13 protein-coding genes, 1 tRNA gene and 1 pseudogene are annotated in these 17,343 nt (G+C 55.6%); 7 read left to right on the top strand and 8 right to left on the bottom strand.

Annotation, left to right across the window (positions count from 1 at the left end; genetic code table 11):
* Positions 1-813: 813 nt before the first annotated feature.
* Positions 814-1,677 (top strand): annotated as a pseudogene (locus tag FF011L_RS27265) (tyrosine-type recombinase/integrase); the annotation flags it as partial.
* Between the two features lie 205 nt (positions 1,678-1,882).
* Here FF011L_RS27265 and FF011L_RS17215 read toward each other — a convergent pair.
* Positions 1,883-1,954: transfer RNA gene (locus FF011L_RS17215), tRNA-Gln, on the bottom strand.
* A 239-nt stretch (positions 1,955-2,193) separates the two neighbouring features.
* Between FF011L_RS17215 and FF011L_RS17220 the strand changes: the two genes are divergently transcribed.
* From FF011L_RS17220 to FF011L_RS17240, 5 genes are all read left to right on the top strand, one after another.
* On the top strand, positions 2,194-3,942 hold the full coding sequence (locus FF011L_RS17220; RefSeq protein ID WP_145352834.1) for a SpoIIE family protein phosphatase: 1,749 nt from the start codon (positions 2,194-2,196) through the stop codon (positions 3,940-3,942).
* On the top strand, positions 3,935-4,210 hold the full coding sequence (locus FF011L_RS17225; RefSeq protein WP_145352835.1) for an acylphosphatase: 276 nt from the start codon (positions 3,935-3,937) through the stop codon (positions 4,208-4,210). Before FF011L_RS17220 ends, FF011L_RS17225 begins: the two co-directional genes overlap by 8 nt.
* A gap of 83 nt (positions 4,211-4,293) precedes the next feature.
* Complete coding sequence (locus FF011L_RS17230; RefSeq protein WP_145352836.1) at positions 4,294-5,238, top strand: prenyltransferase/squalene oxidase repeat-containing protein; 945 nt, start codon at positions 4,294-4,296, stop codon at positions 5,236-5,238.
* A gap of 201 nt (positions 5,239-5,439) precedes the next feature.
* Complete coding sequence (locus FF011L_RS17235; RefSeq protein ID WP_145352837.1) at positions 5,440-6,678, top strand: NAD(P)/FAD-dependent oxidoreductase; 1,239 nt, start codon at positions 5,440-5,442, stop codon at positions 6,676-6,678.
* Positions 6,675-7,964, top strand: coding sequence for a nucleotide pyrophosphatase/phosphodiesterase family protein (locus FF011L_RS17240; RefSeq protein WP_145352838.1), 1,290 nt, complete (start codon positions 6,675-6,677; stop codon positions 7,962-7,964). The genes FF011L_RS17235 and FF011L_RS17240 overlap by 4 nt, the downstream gene beginning before the upstream one ends.
* Positions 7,965-8,636: 672 nt before the next feature.
* Here the strand turns inward: FF011L_RS17240 and FF011L_RS17245 are convergent.
* Genes FF011L_RS17245 through obgE form a run of 4 tightly spaced genes read right to left on the bottom strand, consistent with a single transcriptional unit; the run spans position 8,637 to position 13,530 of the window.
* A complete protein-coding gene (locus tag FF011L_RS17245; protein WP_145352839.1) occupies positions 8,637-9,689 on the bottom strand; it encodes a ferrochelatase in 1,053 nt (350 codons plus the stop codon).
* A gap of 51 nt (positions 9,690-9,740) precedes the next feature.
* A complete protein-coding gene (locus FF011L_RS17250) occupies positions 9,741-11,480 on the bottom strand; it encodes a hypothetical protein (protein ID WP_145352840.1) in 1,740 nt (579 codons plus the stop codon).
* 47 nt (positions 11,481-11,527) lie between these two features.
* On the bottom strand, positions 11,528-12,376 hold the full coding sequence (locus tag FF011L_RS17255; protein ID WP_145352841.1) for a type III pantothenate kinase: 849 nt from the start codon (positions 12,374-12,376) through the stop codon (positions 11,528-11,530).
* The gene (gene obgE / locus FF011L_RS17260; RefSeq protein WP_145352842.1) at positions 12,373-13,530 is read right to left on the bottom strand and encodes a GTPase ObgE; all 1,158 of its coding nucleotides are present in this window, start codon (positions 13,528-13,530) and stop codon (positions 12,373-12,375) included. Before obgE ends, FF011L_RS17255 begins: the two co-directional genes overlap by 4 nt.
* Before the next feature lie 80 nt (positions 13,531-13,610).
* Here obgE and FF011L_RS27070 point away from each other — a divergent pair, with 80 nt between their 5' ends.
* A complete protein-coding gene (locus FF011L_RS27070) occupies positions 13,611-13,739 on the top strand; it encodes a hypothetical protein (RefSeq protein ID WP_261342543.1) in 129 nt (42 codons plus the stop codon).
* A 190-nt stretch (positions 13,740-13,929) separates the two neighbouring features.
* Here the strand turns inward: FF011L_RS27070 and rpmA are convergent, their stop codons facing one another.
* The 3 genes from rpmA to FF011L_RS17275 all read right to left on the bottom strand — a co-directional run bounded on the left by rpmA (position 13,930) and on the right by FF011L_RS17275 (position 16,873).
* Positions 13,930-14,190, bottom strand: coding sequence for a 50S ribosomal protein L27 (gene rpmA, locus FF011L_RS17265; RefSeq protein WP_145352843.1), 261 nt, complete (start codon positions 14,188-14,190; stop codon positions 13,930-13,932).
* Between the two features lie 119 nt (positions 14,191-14,309).
* Positions 14,310-15,299 carry a hypothetical protein gene (locus FF011L_RS17270; RefSeq protein WP_145352844.1) on the bottom strand — a complete coding sequence of 330 codons (990 nt, stop codon included), beginning with the start codon at positions 15,297-15,299 and terminating at the stop codon, positions 14,310-14,312.
* A 131-nt stretch (positions 15,300-15,430) separates the two neighbouring features.
* The gene (locus FF011L_RS17275) at positions 15,431-16,873 is read right to left on the bottom strand and encodes a hypothetical protein (RefSeq protein ID WP_145352845.1); all 1,443 of its coding nucleotides are present in this window, start codon (positions 16,871-16,873) and stop codon (positions 15,431-15,433) included.
* Positions 16,874-17,343: the final 470 nt, after the last annotated feature.

Here is a 17,343-nt window from a genome sequence, read left to right on the forward strand (position 1 = left end):
GACGGTTGCTGTCCCACCTTGAGCATGGTGGGTGGTACAGGGCCTATATATATAGGCCCGTCCGTACCACCCCACCTGCAAGGGCACTGATATCTATTACTTGACCAGGGTGGGACAAGTTCTGTCCCGGTGAGATTCTTACTTCCTTAGTGGATAAAAGCAGATGGCAGGCAAGAGCAGACGGTTTACAGCGTCCTCAGAGGTCCGAGAGGAATACAACACGCTTCACGAGTTCCTCAGCCGTGCAATAGCCCCATTCACATTATGGGCTCACGAGTGCGAAGACGGGATTGATTGGGTTGATTCTGAGTCGTTCCGTATGGCGGAAAGGTTAGCGGGGGAGATTCATCATGGCGACTTCGACTTGAAGCAGTACCCGAAACCACTGGTGCAACCGGGAAATTTAACAGCAGACAGGGATTCTCCTTAAGAGATTTTTTGACACAGGACGACGTAGGTTGTACTTTGATGCCCGCAGCGGCTAGGAGTTGCTCCCGAACACCGGTTCCCATGACCGGCCCGCCGTCTGCATTTCTTAATCATGGGTTCAACCGATGGAGTTGATATCTGATGGCTTCACTGCACCAACAAAAGGGCGACCGGCCCGGCTGGAAGATCCGATGGAGGGATGCGGCTGGAAAACCGCAGGCACTTTGGCTTGGCAAGAAGAGTAAGCGGATTGCGGACCAGACTTTCGTAAACGTATCTGAGTTGCTGCGGGCACAGTCTGCGGGCATCCGACCCGAAGCGTGGGCCGAAGCGTGGGCGAACGAAACCAAGGGACGACTGCGGTCCAATTTGGTTAAGCATGGTTTGGCGAAAGACGAAAACAGGAACTCCGATGCCGAGCGATTCCTGGAAGCGTTTATCGATGCCTACGTTGCGAAAAGAACCGACGTTACAAAGAGAACCAAAGACAACTACGCGCAGGCCAAGCGGTACTTGGTGGAACACTTCGGAGCGGATCGGCAATTGCAAACGATCACCCCAGCGGATGCCGACCAGTGGCGGCGGTGGTTGCTCACCTACGCTGTTCGTCGCGACAAAGACGGCAAGCCCCTTAAGACCATGGCCCCTGCGACCGTAGCGAAACACGTTAAGCGGGCGCGGCTGTTATTCAACGAAGCGGTACGTGGACGACTGATCGACTCAAGCCCCTTTGCAGCGGTCAAAATCGATTCCGAATCCAATTCAGACCGTCACCACTTTGTTGACCGAACGACGACAACCGCCGTCCTGGACGCCTGCCCCGATCACGATTGGCGGCTGATCTTTGCTTTGACCCGATTCGCTGGTATGCGTTGCCCCTCTGAGGTGACCCGCCTGCGATGGGCGGACGTACTTTGGGATTCCGGTCGACTGCGGATCGATTCGACAAAGACCGGTTTGCGGTTCTGTCCGATCTTTCCTGAATTGCTACCGATCCTGGAAGCCGCCGCCGCTGACCGCGAAAACGACTTGGTGATGAACCGTCGGCTGATTGCTGGCTATGCGGTAGACGCCAATCTAGGAACGCAGTTTCACCGGATCGTTGAGAACGCCGGTTTGGTCCCGTGGGAAAAAACCTTTATTAATCTGCGATCCACCCGCCGAACGGAATTGCAAGAAGCGTTCCCCGGTCACGTTGTCGATGCGTGGCTAGGTCATTCTTCAAAAGTAGCTGCCGAACACTATCTGCAAGTGACGAGCGATCACTGGACGGCAGGGGCAACGAAGCAAACCGGGGGACAGATTCAGCCCGAAACCGCCCAGCAGGAGCGCCGTGGTAACGCCGGTGGTAACATACCCGCTTATTCCCAAGCATTTGGGGCCAATTCGGACGCCGAAACATGCTCAAAAGCCAATAAAAAAGCCTCCAAAACACTAGGGATTGGAGGCTCAGTAGCCCAACCAGGACTCGAACCTGGAACAACAGAACCAGAATCTGCCGTGTTGCCAATTACACCATTGGGCCGCGTATTAAACTAAAGTTCCGCTCCAGATTGTCAAGGACCTTAAAACGTTGTTATTTGGCACAAAATGCATGTTCGTTGACGTGGGGCTCGATAAGCGCCAGAATTGGCACTCGTTTGGACAACTGCTTCGACTCCCTCCTGTCCATTCCCACTTGTCTCCTGGCAGCAAGACCGCAGTTCGGGACGTGGATTAGTTTGACCTTAATGATTCACTCCGCTTTAAAAGCTGGCTTTCAAGATGGCATTTCTTTCGTCTCGCAGCGAAGGCACCGCGGGCCGTTACGACTTGGGAGACCAAGCCGTTATCGGTCGTCACCCTGAATGTGATGTCCTTTTGACGGTCGGTGCGGTTAGCCGACACCATGCCAAGGTCTACAAAGAGGCTGACCAATATTTTCTTGAGGACCTCCAAAGCCGAAATGGAACGTTCGTCAACGGAAAACTCATTACCAGCAAAGAATCGCTCTCCGAAGGGGACCGCATCCGCGTCTGTGAAGTCGAATTGGTATTCCATTTCGATTCTCCCGCACCCTTTGTGCCCAGTGCCGAAATGACCTTCGATGGGACTCAGTTCGGTATCCTGATGGTCGATGACCCGGCCCCGAGCAACGATGATTCCAGCTCCTCGCGGATCGATATCCGGCGGTCCGGCGATACCCATCGACTGGTCGCCTCGGCGGACGCAAAGCTTGCGGCGTTGCTGAAAATCACCCGCAACCTTGCTCAGGCACTCTCCTTGGACGATGTGCTTCCCAAGGTCCTTTCGACGCTCTTCGAGATATTTTCTCAGGCCGATCGCGGGTTTGTTGTTCTCCGCGAACCGGATGGATCGCTCGCCCCACGCTGGGTTAAAACGCGTGGGCCTCAACAGGACCAAACGATTCGAATCAGCCGCACGATCATTAACGAAGCGATGTCGGCGGGCGAACCGATCCTTTCGCTGGACGCGGCCAACGACGACCGTTTTGATGCGGCCGCTTCGATCGCCGATTTCCGCATCCGGTCGATGATCTGTGCTCCTTTGATCGACAGTGACGGAGTTGCTTTCGGAGCATTGCAGATCGATTCCAGCCAAGGGCAGGGCAGGTTCTCTGAAAATGATATCGATCTGCTGGCAGCGGTGGCTGCCCAAGCCGGGATCGTTATCCGCAACGCTCAACTGCACGAGCAGGCGCTGCTGCAACGGGAAGTCGAACAAGATCTCAAGCTATCGACCGAAGTTCAACAGGCCTTCCTTCCGCAAAAATCGCCGACCATCGCAGGATACCAACTGCGAAGCTTCTATAAAGCAGCACACCATATCGGTGGCGACTACTTCGACTACATTCGGCTGCCGGGAGACCGGGTAGGAGTCGTGGTCGCCGACGTCACCGGACATGGTGTCGCGGCCGCGATGTTCATGGCAAAACTGTCTGCGGAGACTCGGTTTTGTTTAGCCGGGGAACCGGACGTTGCCAAAGCGATCGAAAACCTCAATGACCGGATGAGCGCCCTGCAGGTTGAAAGGTTTGTCACCTTTTTGCTAATGGTGATCGATCCTGTTCAAGATTCGGTTAGCATCGTGAACGCGGGGCATATGCCACCGATCGTCCGCCGAGCCAAAGACGGTCAGATTTCCGAACCAGGCAGTGATGAGGCGGGGTTACCGATCGCGATCGATGCCGGTTTTGAATACATCGACGTCCCCTTACAAATGGAAGTCGGCGATCTGGCATTGATGTACACCGACGGCATCAACGAGGCGATGAACTCAAAGGACGAGCAGTTCGGTATGGACGCCGTCCGCGAAATTGTGGCCGAGGGAGCGGGGGCCGACGCGACCTTGCAACGCCTGGTTAGCGCCGTTGCAGCCCACGTCGGAAACGGGCCGCAAGATGATGACATCTGTGTCGTCATCATCGAACGTGTTGAGGATGAAGTATCTCTTCCGGATCACAAAACCGGTGGGGACCTTGGAACCGCATCCGATTCGGGTACCGATGCCTGACTCCATCCGCACCAAAGCCATTTTCCACGGGACCGTCCAAGGGGTTGGGTTCCGAGCGATCACAAGGCACCAAGCTGGCTCTTTCCAAGTGACAGGAACCGTCCGCAATCTGCCTGACGGGACCGTCGAATTGATCGCCGAAGGAAGCCCTGACCAGGTCCAGCGATTTATCGCATCCGTCGAAGAAGCACTGCGGCATCGGATCGAGTTTGTCGACCGCTGCGATTCTCAAGCAACAGACGAATTCACAACGTTCCAAATTACTTGACGGATCGTCAGGGCATCCCACGGAACGTGATTCGAAACGAATCGAAAAAAACTATCTGTCCTCACTCCCAGCGATCTTCTCACGTGTCCTACCTCCAAGATTTGACCCTTCGCCTCTCCGCAGGGGCCGGCTCGCTCTCTGAATCACTTCGCGAAAGACAGACGCGCTGGATTTTGGCGCAGCAAAAACCGGACGGTGGATTCGCTGGACGCGAGGGCGAAAGCGACCCGTATTACACCGGGTTTGCCCTGCGCGCCCTGATGGTGCTGGATGGATTGACCGAAGAGTCCGCCGATTCCGCGGCCAAATATTTGCAATCCCGATTAGACAAACAGGAAACGATCATCGATTTAATATCGATTGTCTACGGCGCCGCGGTCCTGCAACTGGTTGCGGGAATCGACGTCCTGGGAACTGCCGACCCGCGTTGGCCCGACCGGTTGGCAGACCTGCTTGAATCGATGCGTCGCGACGACGGTGGGTACGCCAAGAGCGCCGAGGGACGAGCCGGGAGCACGTACCAGACGTTCCTGACGGTCCTTTGCTACGAATTGATCGATCGCTCGGTCCCCAATCCACAGCAAGCTGTCGATTTCCTGCTCCGGCATGAACACGAAGAGGGGGGATTTTTGGAAATCCGTGTCGGAAAACGGGCTGGCGTGAACCCGACCGCGGCAGCCATCGGAGCCCTGAAAACGCTTGGCGCCCTGACGCCTGAAATCCGCGACCGCACGGTTGAATTTTTAGCCGACATGCAGTCCGACGAAGGGGGATTCACCGCCAATACGCGGATCCCGATGGCCGATTTGCTTAGCAGCTGCACAGGGATGATCACGCTTACCGACCTGGAGGCTACCGACCGGATCAACCGGCGACGAGTCTGCCACTACGCTCAGCAAATGGAACGTCCCGAAGGGGGGTTCGCCGGTTTCGCAATGGACCCCAGCCAAGACGTCGAATATACGTTTTATGGATTGGCGACATTGGCCCTGGCGAGCGACCCTTCGGAGCTTGGCGAGTCGCTATAATTTCCTGATCGAATCATCGCCTACGCAGTGTTGATTTATTTGAGGATCCCACAGCCGTCACTTGCAGATGGCGCGTTTCCTGCGATCACATCGTCCGCGATGCATCCTTTCGCGGCACGATAGACGACAAACATCAAATCGACAGCACGCCTACGCAGTCACGTTCGATAAAACGATCTTGCTTTTAGAAAGTCAAACACAATGGAAAGTCAGTACGACGTGGTGGTGATCGGCGGTGGTCCTGGTGGGACTGCCGCAGCGGCGACGGTTGCGGAAGCGGGCTTGCGAACCCTACTGGTGGAGCGTGAGCCGATGCCACGATTCCATGTTGGCGAATCGCTGATGCCCGAAGTCTACTGGCCGCTGGAACGTCTAGGGATGGTAGACCGGATCCGAGAAGCTGGCTTTGTGAACAAAGAAAGCGTTCAGTTTGTCAGTGCCAACGGAAAAGAATCCGCGCCATTCTACTTCCGCCAGCATGACGAACGCGAGTGCAGCACTACCTGGCAAGTGGAACGAGCGGAATTCGATCAGATGCTGTTTGATCGAGCCGAGGAACTGGGAGCGGACTGCTACGACGACACGCGGATCCTGGACATTCGCATGGAGGGAGAGCGAGCAACCGGCGTACTGCTTCGCGATTCCAAAGGAACCGAGCACGAGATCCAAGCGAAGGTGGTTGTGGATGCGAGCGGACAACAATCGTTGATCGCGAACAAACTGAAACTGAAAGAGGTCGATCCCAATCTAAAGAAGATCGCCATCTGGTCGTATTACAAAAACGCCCTTCGCGATGACGGCGAGAACGAAGGGGCAACCATTATCCTGCAGTGCGAACATCGCAAAGCTTGGTTCTGGTTTATCCCTCAATCACGCGGTGTGACGAGTATCGGCTGCGTTGGCGACCGCTCGTTTTTGCTGGACGGCAAACAATCGCCGACCGAGATCTTTGAACGCGAAGTTCTGAACTGCCCAGGAATGGTACGACGCCTGGAACCGGCGACTCGAGTTGGTGACATTCGTCTGACAAAAGAGTTCTCCTACACCACCAAACAACACTCCGGCGAAGGCTGGGTTTTGGTCGGAGACGCTTTCGGTTTTATCGATCCCGTTTATTCGTCGGGCGTTTACTTCGCCTTGGAGATGGGAATTCGAGCCGGGGATGCGATCATCGAAGGGCATGCCAAGGGAGACTACTCGGGCGACCAATTGGGAAAATGGGCCGAAGAATTCAAATCGGGCAGTCGCTGGATTCGAAAATTGGTCGATGTCTTTTACACTCCGGAATTTAGCATCGGCAGATTCTTGAAGGCTCATCCCCAACACCAAGGGAACTTGGTCGATCTTTTGATCGGGCGTACCTTCCACGATGGTGCCGGTAAAATCTTTGACGATCTTGACCCCGCTCTGAAAATGGCAGTCGAAGAAGCGAGAAAATGACATCGAAAATTGTAGTTATCAACGTCGTTGGTTTGACACCCGAATTACTGCAGCACGCTCCAAGAATTTCGCAAGCCGGATCGGCTAAGCCTTTACGAGGCCCATTACCTGCGGTCACAAGCACTGCTCAAGCGACCATTCTGACGGGATTGAATCCGGCAGAACATGGGATCGTTGGCAATGGGTGGTACTTCCGGGAAACCGGCGAAATCCGTTTCTGGCAGCAAGCCAACACGCTGATCCAAGGTGAAACGCTCTACCAAGCGATCTCTCCGGCAAAAACGGCGAAGATGTTCTGGTGGTACAACCAAGGTGCGCCGGTCGAATGGAGTGCGACGCCGAAACCGCATTACGGATGCGACGGTTCAAAAGAATTTGGCATTCTGGATCGCACCAGTTGCGAGCTGGTCAAAAATCTGGGGCCGTTTCCATTCCACGCCTTCTGGGGTCCGTTCTCCGGCGTAGCATCCTCGCAGTGGATCGCTGCGGCAAGTGCCAAAGTGATCGAACAGAAAAGGCCCGAACTGACGCTTGTCTACCTGCCGCATCTTGACTACGACTACCAACGCTTTACCGAGCATGATCCTCAACGTGTCGCCGAAGTCGACGCGTGTGCCGGTACGGTAATCGATGCTGCTGAACGAATCCGAGCCGAAGTCATTATCCTGTCCGAGTATGGTCTTGTCCCCGTCAGCCGCCCGGTGATGATTAATCAGGCACTCCGCGAAGCCGGTTTGCTAACGGTCCGCGATGGGCCATTCGGCGAAATGCTGATGCCGATGGACAGCAAAGCGTTTGCAGTGGTCGACCATCAATTGGCACATATCTACGTTTCAGATCGAAGCCTATTGCCAGCCGTCCGGGACTGCCTGGAATCGTTGCCTGGAGTGGATGCGGTGGTTGATCCCTGTGACATCGGCCTGGGACATCCACGCAGCGGAGAACTGGTCGCGCTGTCGGAGCCCGATGCGTGGTTCTGCTATTACTACTGGCTGGATGATCGCAAAGCCCCCGACTTTGCCAGAACCGTCGATATCCATCGCAAACCGGGCTACGATCCCTGCGAACTATTTATCACAAGCAAATTTCGCGCGGCGGCTCGTCTAGCGCAGAAGAAACTAGGAATGCGTTACCGCATGGACGTCGTCCCGCTCGACCCACGCCTGGTCCGCGGCAGCCACGGCCTGCGAACGGCCCCTCAGAAAGGAGCCGTCATTGTCGGCCAGGACCCGCCGGAGGATATGTTGCAAGTGAAGGATTATGTTCGCTCTCGCATGGAGCGGTGAGCTTTTGGGAGTTGGGAGTTGGGAGTTGGGAGTTGGGAGTTGGGAGTTGGGAGTTGGGAGTTGGGAGTTGGGAGTTGGGAGTTGGGAGTTGGGAGTTGGGAGTTGGGAGTTGGGAGTTGGGAGTTGGGAGTTGGGAGTTTACCGAGCGACAACGTCTATTCAGGAAACCGCACTCACTCTTAGCGGAACGGCGCAAGCCGTCCGGCCTGCAGCTTTGAAAAACCATACTGCCCAGGACAGTGAACACCGCACTCACTCTTAGCGGAACGGCGCGAGCCGTCCGGCCTGCAGCTCTGAAAAACCAGACTGCTCAGAACAGTGAACACCGCACTCACTCTTAGCGGAACGGCGCAAGCCGTCCGGCCTGCAGCTTTGAAAAACCAGACTGCTCTATACGCTGGAAACCGCCCTCACTCTCAACAAAACGGCGCGATCTCGATACCATCCACTTTGCCATCTGCGGACGGATTTCCTTGCCAGTCGGCGTAAGGCGATCGGTAGATTCACCGTATTTTCGATGCGATTGCCGGACGGCTTGCGTCGTTCCGCTAAGAAAACAGATGGCTCTGGGAACGAACCATCCGGCCTGCGGCGTTACTGGCACGACGGCACTCGTCTAGAAATGCCATTAAAACAATGGCATGTTTCCCTCGACAGCACGCCCCCTCAAACCTACTTTGATTCGCTGGGTCTAGTGGGTCGTGTTGGATTGTACTGGCAACAATCGGCGGGGCAGACGTCGTGCCAGGGTCCTAAATCACCGATGGCGACGCGTTCAACCTCGCCTGATTGTCGCTCAATGATCAGGTCGGCAATCATTGAAACGAACTGGGGATCGACGCCCACGGTTTTGGATCGAGAAAAGGCTATGCCGCGTTCTTTGCATAAATCGGCCGCCTCATGATCGAGATCATAAATGACCTCCATGTGGTCGCTGACGAATCCGAGCGGGACAACCACCAACCGCTCCAATTTTTCGCGATCATCGGCTTCGGCAATCCAATCACAGACGTCTGGTTCCAGCCATGGCTGATGCGGCGAACCGCTTCGCGACTGATAGACCAGTTCCCAATTTTGGTTTCCGACGTTCTCCGCAACCAGTCGGCTGGCCTCTTTCAACTGGCGTTCGTAATCGCAGTGATCCGCCATCGACATGGGAATGCTGTGAGCGGTGAACAACACTTTCGTTGTCGCCGGATCGGCCTGCAATTCCTCCAACGAATCTTTTAGATTTCTGGCGACGGTCTGAATGAATTTTGGATGATTGAAACCGAACCGAAGCTTGTCGATCTGCGGCGCATCCTCTCCGACCGTGCGACAGGCTTCGGCTAGGTTTTCACGATATTGCCGGCACCCGCTGTAGCTGGAAAACATATTGGTAAAAAACGCCAGCGTACGGCTGCAACCATCCGTTTTCATCTGCTGCAACGTATCACTTAGCATTGGATGCCAGTTGCGGTTGCCCCAATAGATCGGCAGTTCGATCCCGCGTTGTTCGAATTCTAGTTTCAGTGCTTCCAGGAGCAGTCGGTTCTGCGAATTGATGGGGCTGACACCTCCGAAACTGCGATAGTGTTCGGCGACCTCCAGCATCCTTTCACGTGGTACGGGCTTTCCTCGCAATACGTTTTCCAAGAAGGGAAGCACGTCGTCCGGTCCTTCGGGTCCTCCAAACGAGACGAGAAGAAATGAATCGTAGGAAGTCGCCGAAGTCGTTTCGTGCACCAGGAGTAACCTTATGGATCAAAAATTGTATGGAAGAGTCAGTGAACTTACTCAGGATGAAGGTGTTGCAGCGGGCAACGCCTGCAACGTGTCAGCAATCTCGTGCGGGTGAACTCCACCGACCTCGTCGGGCATCGCCCGCAACTGCTCCAGCGCCTCTTCGCGGTCCGCTGGTTTTGAAACGGGAGTCCAGTATTGATAGACCGCTCGAGCCACCGGGGCCGCGGGCTCACCGGCCGACATCGTCATCTTTTCTAACTGGTGCAGCACGAGCAACGGAATCTCCTCGAAGGTGTACCTCTTGATCCGTCCATTGACCTGCAACTTCAAATGATCCTGCGACACTTCGCTGATGGCAACCTCAAGCGTCGGAGCCAACTGCAAAGTGTTGCCGGATTTTAGATCGCCCAACGCTTTCTTGATTCCACCCAGGTAATAATCGGCCATCTCGGCGACTTCAAACCACTTGTCCGCCGCCGCGATTTGGGCCGCGGTCTTGGCCTGACGTTGTGCGTTTTCCGCAAGCGGTTTCACCTGCAGCCAGTTCCGCTTCAAAAAAGCATTCTGAGCCGCCAACAACGCTGCGTCACCCTGCTTAATTTCGGCATCTGACGGAGCTGGGGGCGCGGGTGGCGGAGTCGGCGTAGGCATAGGCGGTTTAGGCAGAGACGCCACGGATAGATCGGGCGTAACCTCAGGCTGCATTGGCATCGAGGGTTCTTGCATGTCCGGCTGCGACGGCGTCTCCATCCCCGCTCCCATCCCGTTGCCTGCGGCCATTGGCATCGCACTTGGCATCGGTTGATTTGAAGTTTCAAACGGGGCGAGGTCCGCCGGCGGCTTGGTCGATTTCCGAGGCCCCATCGATCCCATAATCGAATCGGAAGGCTGCGCGCGCGGCCGGTCCCGCGGGACGGGGGCAGCCGCCTGAGCAACTTGCGGCTGAGTGGTCAATTGCGATTCTCGCTCTACCAGGTAATAAGCTGCACCACCGATCCCTCCCAACATCAACAGCACGACCGCTGACAACAGGATCATAGGAGCTCGGCTAGTGCGGCGGCGACGGACCGATGATTTCGGGGCACTGGCCAGCTGAGCAAACGCCATATCTCCCCCGGAGCCCGCATTCCCGTTGTCGCCACTGGAGGGATTTGCCGTGCCAGCCTGGAGCATCGAAACCGTAGGGTCAAACTGAATCGATTCAACTGCTGGCGATTCGGCCTGCGGTGATTCAACCTGAGCCGGTTCGACGGCTGGATCTGACAAGCCTGCCATTCCCAGCCCCGATCCGCCTGGCTCTTGATCGTCAGGGTCAACGGTATCCGTTAAAGCGTCCGCAAATTCGGGCGTGTCATCGATGGAATGGACCGATGTTGGCAGCGGAGGTGGCTGCCGAGGGCGAAGCCCGGCCGAGCGAGCCGCAGCGGCTTCGATATCAAACGGTGCCAGGGGATCCGATTTGGGCAGCAAACCGGCCAGAGGATCCGAATCGGCTTCACTGATCGGAGCGGAGCGACGCTTTCGGCTTTGGCGTAATTTGGCGTCATACGCGGCCCTCGATTCAGGGTCGATCAACAGACGCCTCGCTTTGGTCACCGCCGTTGCCGCCCGACTCCAAAGAGCTGGCTCGGTCGCCGCCTGATTTTCCTTCAGCCGACGAACCACGCCTCCAATTGCCTGCTCAATCCGCTCCGGATCGGACTCTCCTGCTTGGAGGCCAAAGATCTGGTAGGCGTTGGGTTTTTCGGTGTTGGGATCAATCCCCAACAATTCGGCGAGGGATTCTGCCATGAGTCGGTTCAACGTAATTAGGAGGTTTGCAGCCCTTCTATCATAGCTCAAACGTAAATCAAGCGATTGATAGCATCCCTCATCAGGTCGGGTTCAAGGCGGTACTGGGATTTCAGCCAAGGGGCAATTCGAGGGGCATCCCCCCCGGTCAACCATAGTTGGACGCGAGTGGCCGATTCCAGTTCCACCTGCTGAACAAAACGATCAATCGCCGCGGCCGCACTGGTATAGACTCCCACGGCGATCGCCGATTCGGTATCCATCCCCGGAAATGAGGGGACCGACGTGGCGGGCTGAGGGGACAAATGCTGCTGAATGATCGATTCAACAGCGGCTGAAAGGGCTGGAATATGTTCCCCAAGCGACTGCAATTGCAACTGAACGCCCGGCAGGATGGCTCCTCCGCGGAATTCTCCTTCCACACCGGTCCAGTCGATGGTCAAAGCCGACCCAGCGTCGGCGACGATCGTCGGCCCCGGTTCGCCACGGCGATTGTTTTGCCATGCCACCCAACTGGTTAACAGTCGATCGATTCCGATCTTCTGCCGAGCAGGAAGCCGAGTTCGGAGAGGAACATCGGCCGAGGAAAGGACCCGAAAACGATCGCTCGGGAAATGCGACGTGATCCGGTCGCAAAATCGACCGGTGATGGTCGCCTGGACACTGGCGATCACCCACTCGACGGCGGGCTGAGCACTAGCGATCGGCAGCGAATGGACCAGTTGATCCCGCCACTGCATGACGCGATCCAGCCACGCAGCCGAACGAATCGCCTGCTGGTCGGCCAGGGAGAGACCTTGCTGCCAGTCGGCCGCTGCTCCCAAAGCCCAACATTTGACGCGCGTATTCCCCAGGTCGACTCCGATGCACAAACTTTCGACCGGATCTTGGCTCACTTCGTGCCTTCTCCGGGAACGTCTTTCGCTTGCAGGTCATCACACAGCTGAGCCGTAGGCCCGGCAAGATGTGGTGGCACCCGTCTTGGTTTTTCAGGAGCCGGTTCGTCAGGCTCCTGTGGCCTATCCGTTTCGGACAGCAACAGCGAAGGAGTCCCTTCGGGCCGAGCTTCATCGAGCGCTTTGGTTACCGTTCGCAACAATTCATTTAATCCCTCGCCCGTCACCGCACTAATCCGGTAGACAGGGTGACCAAGATGTTCTTGAAGTGCTACTTGAGCTTCTTGACTGCTAGGCAATTCGGCCTTGGTGACGGCAACGATTTCCGGACGACCGGCCAAATCTTCGCTGTAAGCGTCCAGTTCGCCTCGAATCGAAATGTAATTCTGCAGCGGGTCGGTTTGATCGTTCGGTTCAGGCTCGACCAAGTGCAGCAGAATCCCAGCCCGTTCAACGTGCCGCAGGAACTCGTGCCCCAAACCGACCCCTTCGCTAGCTCCATCGATCAGTCCTGGAATGTCGGCCAGCACAAACGATCGTTCGGCGTTGGCCCGGACCATTCCCAGATTGGGATGTTTGGTAGTGAACGGATAATCGGCGATCTCGGGACGTGCTTTGCTTAATCGGCTAAGCAGCGTGCTTTTGCCGGCGTTCGGTTTGCCGACCAAACCGACATCGGCGATCGATTTCAATTCCAAGATCACTTTACGTGATTCCCCCAGTTCCCCGCGTTGGAACTGCCGCGGAGCCTGATTCGTCGAACTCTTAAAGTGCGTATTTCCATAACCACCTTTGCCGCCACGAGCGATCACGATGGAATCCCCCGGTTCGATCAGGTCCTTGATAACGAACCCATGCTCAGCATCGATCACGGCGGTCCCTGGTGGAACCTGCAGCGGCATATCTTTCCCACGACGCCCGTGACAGTCAGCACCTTGGCCTGGCATCCCTTTCGGAGCGCGCCAGTAGTACCGTCCCTGGAACGCAGACAGACTGTTAACACCAGCAACCGCGGTCAAGGTAATACTGCCACCATGACCACCATTCCCGCCATCGGGTCCCCCTTTGGGGATATAGATTTCGCGGCGAAAACTGGCACAGCCATCGCCACCTTTCCCTGCATGAACTTCGATTTCAACGCGGTCGACAAACATGAGGGCAATGCAGCTTTCTAATGATTTGATGAGTGGTGGAGGCTTCCAGCTGACGTTCCCAACAGCCAGGGCAGGGGAACGTGCGAACCAAACGAGCAACCGCTCGAATGTTTATCGAAGTGGAGTCCCCATCCGCTTGCCGCATGCCTTCACGGGCGATGAACGTCAACGAGAGCGACTACACCGATGCGGTAGTCCTTCTGACGTAAGCAAGGGGGCCAGAAAAGATCCGCAATAAAACCCTGTCTGTATCGTCAAGAAGGGAGCGTTCTTTGGCAAATGCCCAAGGGAGTTCCCTCAAGCAAAGAGTGCATCACTAAAAGACCACAAAGATTCCGCGTGACGCAGTGCTCAACAGAGGAGGCCTACGACACGCGTTCAGAATGTTTTGTGGCGTACTTACGCAGCTTCGACGGCTACAGCGTCTACGTTGATTCGGCGACCTTTTCGGTCAAAACGAACAACCCCTTCGGTCAATGCGAACAGGGTGTAGTCATTCCCCATGCCGACATTGGCACCTGGATGGAATTTCGTACCTACCTGACGAACCAAGATACTACCTGGAGTCACTTTCTGGCCACCAAAACGTTTCACACCACGACGTTGTGCATTACTGTCGCGTCCGTTACGGCTGGAGCCCTGTCCCTTTTTATGTGCCATCGTCTCTGTATTCGGTTGAGGATCGCCTGCCTTCAGGCCTTTGAAACGTTCCGGGAATCCGGCGGATTCCGATAAACGTCAGCGATCGGTGATATGGATTGGATTGTTAGCCCCAAAGATTAGCGGTAAACCCACTGATAATCAAGCCGCTTTGTCAGCCCGTACTCGTCCAAAATTTCCTTCTGCTCTTTAGCATTGGAGAAGGCGGGAATCCCAAAGCGAATTTCATCGTCGGTCTGCCGCATCGTATCGCCGGGGCGATAGAAATTCAGCTGGAGCGTTTTCTTCAGCAACGTGACTTTGTTGTCCTTGCTTTCTTCCCGTTTGAAGGCGTTGGTCAACCCCGATACGTAGACCGAAAAGAAGTCAATTTCAGGGTCAACGTCTTCCCAGGTCGCCAATCCCCAAACGCCAGGAGACGAAGGGTCGGTAGCTAACTTGATCGGCTGAGAACTGATTTCGACCGTATTGTAGAGCGGGGCCGTGATTTTCTCGCGGGTAGCGATCACGTCTTTAACCGCTGGCAAAATTCGGTCCAGATACTCTTTTCCTGTCACGTGATTGGACAACACGATCAACGGCAAGAAGCGTCGCGACTTGTAACTAACCGCTTCGATCCTTCCATACGGAGTGTTGCTGCTGCTATCTTCGGCGGCTCGCAGGTCCCCCCCCAAGTAACGGACTCGAAAGACCATATACCAGATCAGCTTGCGTTTCATGCGGCCGTCGGGCTGAGGCACGTCGGCATAGATCTGACGAAGCGGTTTGAAGGCGAATTCTAGCGAATAGACTTCGCGGCGAAGAATCACCTGGCGAGCCATTTCGGGCAGGGTTCGCGTTCGCGGGTCACTGTAGGGACGACCATCCTTGAATTCGGGAGCTTTCCACGCGATTTCGGGATGGGCATCGATAAAATCACGCAGCGCGATCGGCCCCGTAAAGGTCTCTTCCGCTGTCGGCTGAGGCGGGATAATTGTCACGGTCCCAGGAGCGAACAACGTCGATTCAACTCGAACCGCGGGCAATTTCGAATCTTGCCCACTGAGAATGGGCTGCACAGTCAACGCCAGCAACAGGCCAGCGGCGACAATAAATAGGTTCGATTTCATGCTAGAGACCATCAGGCTCGGCGAAAGCTAGGACAAAAGGACCCCCTCGGCAGTCCCTCTCGAGGGACGCCTCCAATGGCGGTCCTTTCTCAGTTTAACTGCTGAGAACAAAAACACTCATCATTATCTGTCTATCGCTGCGTTTTTGCAGCAGATGTTGGCCGAGAAGCGGCTTGCGTGTCAGGCTTCGCAGCAGCATCCCCTTCCTCTTCCTGTTCTTCATCGGTACTCGGCGATGCGACGGTCAAGAACCGCAAAGACTGCACGAATTGCTCGTCCGCCCCCGCAAACGCCTCTTGGTTATCCGCCGCCAATGTGAACGTGGCCAAAATCCGGCGTCCACTATCGTCACTGCAGTGTGCAAAAACCCAATGGACGGGGACCCCTTCGGCGACACCCATCGCATGAGCCCGAGCGATTCGCAGATCGCTGCCGTTCGCCAATTCCGAGGCGGAAATCCACTCTCTGAACTGCTCGCCCAACGATTTTTTGATGTCCGCCTGCAGCGCTTCCAGGGTCAACTGGCGACCCGCGTCCAACGAGGGCAGGTGACGAACATCGCACTGGGCAATGTCGCGGTCCTGATCGACCATCCGCATCGTCGACAGGCTGCTAGACTGGGAAATCATTTGCCAGCGACGATCCATCAAAACGCCATACCGCCCGGCAGTGCTGTAAAGATTGACCAACAACTGAGCTGGTTTGGGCGTATCGCCAAGCGGTTTATCAAGAACCGTCACCACGTCGGTCAGTGGTTTACGCAGAACCTTAATCGTTGCGGAAAGCTCGAAACCAGGTTTTGCTTTGCCGATCTGACGACGCTCACGGAGTGCGATCGCAACCCAAGAACAGAACTTGGCCTTACGATCGAAAGTGATTTTGCCAGCCAAATCGATCACCGTCGGGACCCCATCGGTCGATCCCTGCACGGTTCCGGTCCACTCAAATCGAGCTGATTTGTCGTCGACGGAAACCAATTTCGAAACGACATCCTGCTCCTGAATCGCATCCATATCCAGCAATTGGCGGAGGATTTCGGTATCAAGCTTGTACTCTGCTCCGATCGCCAACGGTTCGGTCGGAAGGGCTTGATCGATCACTAGACTGTTGACAGGAATTTCCAGCAAACTGACTTCTTCGTGAGTCAGATACGCACTGGCGGCATAGGAAACACTGCGGCCCTCGGTCAGATGGACAGCCGTGTGCTTCGCCGAATCACGCAGTTCGAGACGACTGGGGGTTCCGGAGGTCGTTCCCTGGCTCATCGCGGTGTGGTAGTAACGGCGGGCTCCGCGCGGTTTTTGATCATCTTTCACAGAGAGACGCTCCTCATAATCGAGGACCGAATCGTAGGCGATTGGCAACTGACGAACCCGTTCTTTAGAAACCAATTCGTTCTTAGCTAAGTCAATGTTCCCTTTTAATTCCATCTCGATCCGCACCCGACAAGTCGGATGCAGGACGGGGGTGAAAAGATACTGCTCGTCGCTAGGTGCGGCATAAGAAGCCTTGCGCAAACCTCCAGCCAGCGAAGCGACCGCGAGTCCATTCAGCAGAAAATTGCGTCGTTTCATCATTCCATTGCTTTCGAAACACAAGAAAATCTGTCCAAGCCACTCCTTCCTTGGAGCCCCGGCGAGTTACTCAAATCGACCAAATGTCGGCAATATCTCCATTAATTCAGGCAGATTGAAACAGCGTTCTTTGAATGCCGTACTGCCAAATAGACAGACGTGCAGCCCCGCTTTTACATTAATTGCAAACGAAATGTACAAATTACAGCGCACACGGGCTTTACGGGCAACCGCAAAACAGTCAACTAAAAAAACGCAAAGCATTCTGTACTAGACACTTACGCTATTGACAACAAAGAAGTTGGTCCGATTCGACGCAAACGGCGCGAAATTTCCTAATACTCCCTTACGAAAGACGTGATAAGCTCCACCGGTCGCCTCTACCGAGGGGATCAGTGGGCAACACTCGGCAGATCAGCGATCGACTTGGAAGTTCCCTATGATGAGGTTGCGATAGCTACAGCGGCTGT

This window comes from Roseimaritima multifibrata, from assembly GCF_007741495.1.
GTDB lineage: Bacteria > Planctomycetota > Planctomycetia > Pirellulales > Pirellulaceae > Roseimaritima > Roseimaritima multifibrata.